Raw genomic sequence first — 4,273 nt, 5'->3', positions numbered from 1 at the left:
GAAAAATCGGAAGATATAATAGCATTTATAAAAAATTCTAAAAAACAAACGCCCGTTAAAATTTATATAAAAGGCAGCTTGGAAAATATAAAAACGAACGCTAAAATTTTTTCTTTTGGAGATTGTCATTTTATAGTCGGAGATTACGAAGAGATAAAATCGATTTTGGAGAATAATAAAAATTCTATAGAATATTATTATTTGGAAAATGATAGAAGAAATTCTGGGGTTCCTACTTTGGATTATTTGAATATTAACGCGAGAATAGAACCTGGAGCAATTATAAGAGATAAAGTAAAAATCGGAGACAATGCCGTCATTATGATGGGAGCGATTATAAATATTGGAGCGGAAGTAGGCGAGGGGACAATGATTGATATGGGAGCGGTTTTGGGCGGACGAGCGATTGTCGGTAAAAATTGCCATGTCGGAGCGGGAGCGGTTTTGGCGGGAGTTATCGAGCCTCCTTCGGCTAAACCCGTAATAGTCGAGGATAATGTTATCATTGGAGCGAACGCCGTCATAATCGAGGGAGTTCATATTGGGAAAAACGCGGTAATCGGAGCGGGAGCGGTAGTTATAGAAGATGTGGAAGATAATCAAGTCGTAGTCGGAAATCCCGCAAAAGTCGTAAAAAATGTCGATGAAAAAACTGTGGATAAAACAAAATTGGTTGACGATTTGAGAAAATAATTTTTAATAATTTTTAATAATTTTTTAATAGATTTTAATTTTTAAATTTTTAATGAAAGGAGAAATCATGAACGAAAGCTATTTAAATAAAAATATCGTATCCGTTCCTTATTCTTTGATAAGAGAGTTAACGGAAAGAGCGGAAAAAATGAAAGACAGCATAACGCTTACTATTGGAGAGCCAGATTTACAGCCCCCGAAAGAACTTATTGAATACGGCTGCGAATATGCTAAAACTCATAAACTTACTTATACGCATGCGGGCGGCGGAGAGAAATTAAGAACTTTGGTTGCGGAACATTATAATAAATATTACGGAGCGAAAACGAGCGCTAATTGTGTGACGATGCATATAGGTTCGATGGAAGGACTTTCTTCAATATTAAAGACTATATTGAATCCCGATGACGAGGTTATACTTCCAACTCCTTTTTTCTCTCCTTACGAACAGATTGTAAAAATAGCTCATGGAAAAGCGGTTTATTTGGATACGAGAGAGGATAATTTTGTTATAAAACCAGAATCGATAGAAAAAGTTTTAACGAATAAAACTAAAGCGATTCTTTTCAGCAATCCTGGAAATCCTTCGGGCTATATGCTAAAAAAAGAAGAGGTTGACGAACTTGCGGAATATTTCGCTAAAAAAAATATTTTCGTAATGGTTGACGAGATTTATTCGGCAATTTCTTTTTATCCTTTCGTTTCTTTTTCGTCTTACGATTCGATAAAAGATAAAGTTATAATTTTAAACGGTTTTTCAAAATCGCATTCTATGACGGGATGGAGAATCGGCTACAGCATAGCGCCTGCAGAAATTAGAAAATATATTTTGAACGCGAGTTTTAATAATGTGGGAAGCATGGTTTCGTTATCCTGCGCAATCGCCGAATACGCTTTGGAAAAATTTCCCGTTATAACCGAATTCAGAGATATTTATAGAGAGCGGGCTTTGACTATGTCTAAAGATTTAGCCGATTTGGGATTTGAAATCATAGAACCGAGAGGAGCTTTTTATCTGTTTGTCGGATACGGTAAATTTTCAAAAAAATCTTCTTTGGATTTTTCTTTGGAATTATTGGAAAAAACGGGAGTCGCGGTAGTTCCAGGAGAAGCTTTTGCCGAAGACGGATATTTTAGAATTGCGCTTACTCAAGATATGCCTTTACTTAAAGAGGCAGTTAAGCGAATAAAAGGTTTTATAGGTTAGATATAGATAAAAAATATTAGTATAAATTATAACAAACAATATAAATTTAAAATGGAATGCATATTTCTACGCGTTCCATTTTGAATTTAAATTTTTAGCAAATTATTTATTCCTATCTTAATTATGCCAATATTGAGTCACGCTATTAGTGGATGAACGAACAAAATTCCTTTCTGTATCGGTAAATGTGCTAATAATTATAAAATAAAATTTTCTTATATTGTTTTCGGTTTTAAGAGTATATTGCCAAGTAGTTGAATAATAGCCGTAAGAAGGTTCTACTTGTTTCCAAGAATTTTCGCCCTCATATACAAGGTCTTTTACATATTCTTTATTTCCGCCTTCTATCATTATATAATCGCCTTTATTATCGTTGCCAACCGTTATATAAGAAGGGTCTCTTCCAACTTTAGTATATTTTCCATGATATGTTTGGGGTATAGAAGCGCCGTTGTTTTCTTCAGAACCGCCGCTTCCTCCACCAGTATTACCGCCGCCTGAATTTCCTCCAGAAGAACCTCCTCCTCCAGTTTCTCCGCCTTCAGTATAGTTTCCTCCAGTATTTCTGCCATTTGTTCCCAATGTGTCTTCAAAACTGCAGCTTACAAAAAGTAAAGCCGCTAAAAATAAAAGCGCTAAAAATATTTTTGATTTTTTTATAGTTTGCATATAAACTCTCCTTAAAATTATTGCTAATTCCTATATATAATATAATAATTTTTTTCCAAAAGTCAAGTAAATTTTTTTCAAATCAATAATAAATTTTTGTTATGCTGGCTATTGGCAAGATAGCTTCGGCGGTAATCACATTTTCAAAAGACGCTTTTTTGTCAAACTCACGGAAACCTCGATATTAAGAAATGTAGATTTTATTCAAAACATTTTTAAGTATATAAGTCCAATCGGAATATTCATTTTCGCTTTATCAATATTTTTGAAAATAAAAAAACTTCCAATAGTGGTTATAATATTGATTTCCGTAGTTTTTTGGGGGGATGAAAGTTAATTTAAAATACATATAAAAATCATTTTTAAATCATGTTGAAAAATATTATAAAAAATATATATTTAATAAAATAAAAAATCATAAATGAAAATTTTAATTAACGAATTCTAAAATCAAGCGAATTTATTTCTATAAATTTAGATTTTCCTAAAACCGCTCCTAAAAATATTGAAGGATTTGAAGTATAACTCCCAAAACATAATTCCGAATTTAATAAAATATCGATAGAAGCGAAAAATTCTATTAAATGATTATACTTATCGTTTTTATTCGATAATTCAAAATTGCCTTGATTATACCCTAATTCTTTTTTATTTGTCAAAGTATATATATTATATTTATCGCCGTATTTATTTTGTAATTTTTTGATAATGGAATAATCGTCCGTTGAAATAAATATATCTTTTATGTCCGTATATTTATTTAGATTTTTTATATATTTTTCTGGTTCTATTAATTCAGCTTCAGTTATTTTATCGCCCGCTCTTATATGAAAACCTATATATTTTTTAGGCAAATTTAGACTTTCTATGAGTTCATTTATTTCTTTTTGAGTTTTTTCATTAAACCTAAATAAATTTTTAGCTATTATTCCAAAAGCATGGCGAATGTCTCCATCTATTCCAAGTTCTTTTATATTGAAATGAAAATTGAAAAAATTATTATCTCTAATCCCCCAAAAAATATCAGAGTTAAAATATACAAAATAATTTATTCCATATTTTTCTTTCATTGCTGGAAGCAATACTTCAATATCATTTTTAGAAAAGTTAAAAATATTATTAAATTCCGTGTCGGCATTATATAGTAATTCCTTGCAAAAAGGCATAAAAAATTCTTCAAAGCCATTATTAGCAGGAAAACCTTTTGCATTTACTAAATATAATTTAAATTTTATTTTATTGACGAGACAATATAATATCGCTAAAATAAGATTATTAAACTCCGAGAAAAATCCAGTTCCTATTCCTAAATAAATGCAGACTTCGTTATAACTTTCATTAATTTTATTATATTTTTGCCAAAAATCTGACAAATTATTAATATTTAATTCTTTTTCAATGAGTTCCTCTTTCCCTTGTTTTTTCTTTTCATATAATTCTTTAATTATAAAATTATTTTGAAGTTTTATAAATTCATTATCTTTAATAAGTCTTATCAAATATTCTCTCAAAGAATTTCTAATTTTCTTTATCGGGATTAACCAAACTATATTATCTATATCTTTATAGTTCATAAATCCCCCAATCCAAAGTAAAATTGGCAAATATATTTTTGAAATAATTTTTTATTCTTGCAACAAAAAAACAGCCAAAAATTATAATAATGGCTTGTATTGTATTGTATTGTATTGTATTGTATTGTAT

4 protein-coding genes are annotated in these 4,273 nt (G+C 30.0%); 2 read left to right on the top strand and 2 right to left on the bottom strand.

Annotated elements, in window-relative coordinates:
• Both dapD and ACR0QS_RS11620 read left to right on the top strand, forming a co-directional pair.
• Window positions 1-693 (top strand): 2,3,4,5-tetrahydropyridine-2,6-dicarboxylate N-acetyltransferase (dapD, locus tag ACR0QS_RS11625; protein ID WP_432633616.1); only part of this gene is annotated, 693 nt, incomplete at its 5' end.
• Between the two features lie 67 nt (window positions 694-760).
• Window positions 761-1,900, top strand: coding sequence for a pyridoxal phosphate-dependent aminotransferase (locus ACR0QS_RS11620; RefSeq protein WP_432633615.1), 1,140 nt, complete (start codon window positions 761-763; stop codon window positions 1,898-1,900).
• Window positions 1,901-2,017: 117 nt separating this feature from the next.
• Here the strand turns inward: ACR0QS_RS11620 and ACR0QS_RS11615 are convergent, their stop codons facing one another.
• Both ACR0QS_RS11615 and ACR0QS_RS11610 read right to left on the bottom strand, forming a co-directional pair.
• Window positions 2,018-2,569: a hypothetical protein gene (locus ACR0QS_RS11615; protein ID WP_432633614.1), complete on the bottom strand. Its 552-nt coding sequence runs from the start codon at window positions 2,567-2,569 to the stop codon at window positions 2,018-2,020.
• Window positions 2,570-3,003: 434 nt separating this feature from the next.
• Window positions 3,004-4,143: a hypothetical protein gene (locus ACR0QS_RS11610; RefSeq protein ID WP_432633613.1), complete on the bottom strand. Its 1,140-nt coding sequence runs from the start codon at window positions 4,141-4,143 to the stop codon at window positions 3,004-3,006.
• Window positions 4,144-4,273: the final 130 nt, after the last annotated feature.

Origin of the sequence: Brachyspira sp. (genome assembly GCF_050873525.1) — a bacterium.
Classification (GTDB): domain Bacteria; phylum Spirochaetota; class Brachyspiria; order Brachyspirales; family Brachyspiraceae; genus Brachyspira.
Note: the sequence above shows the minus strand (reverse complement) of the source record. Positions and strands in the feature narration are given on the sequence as shown.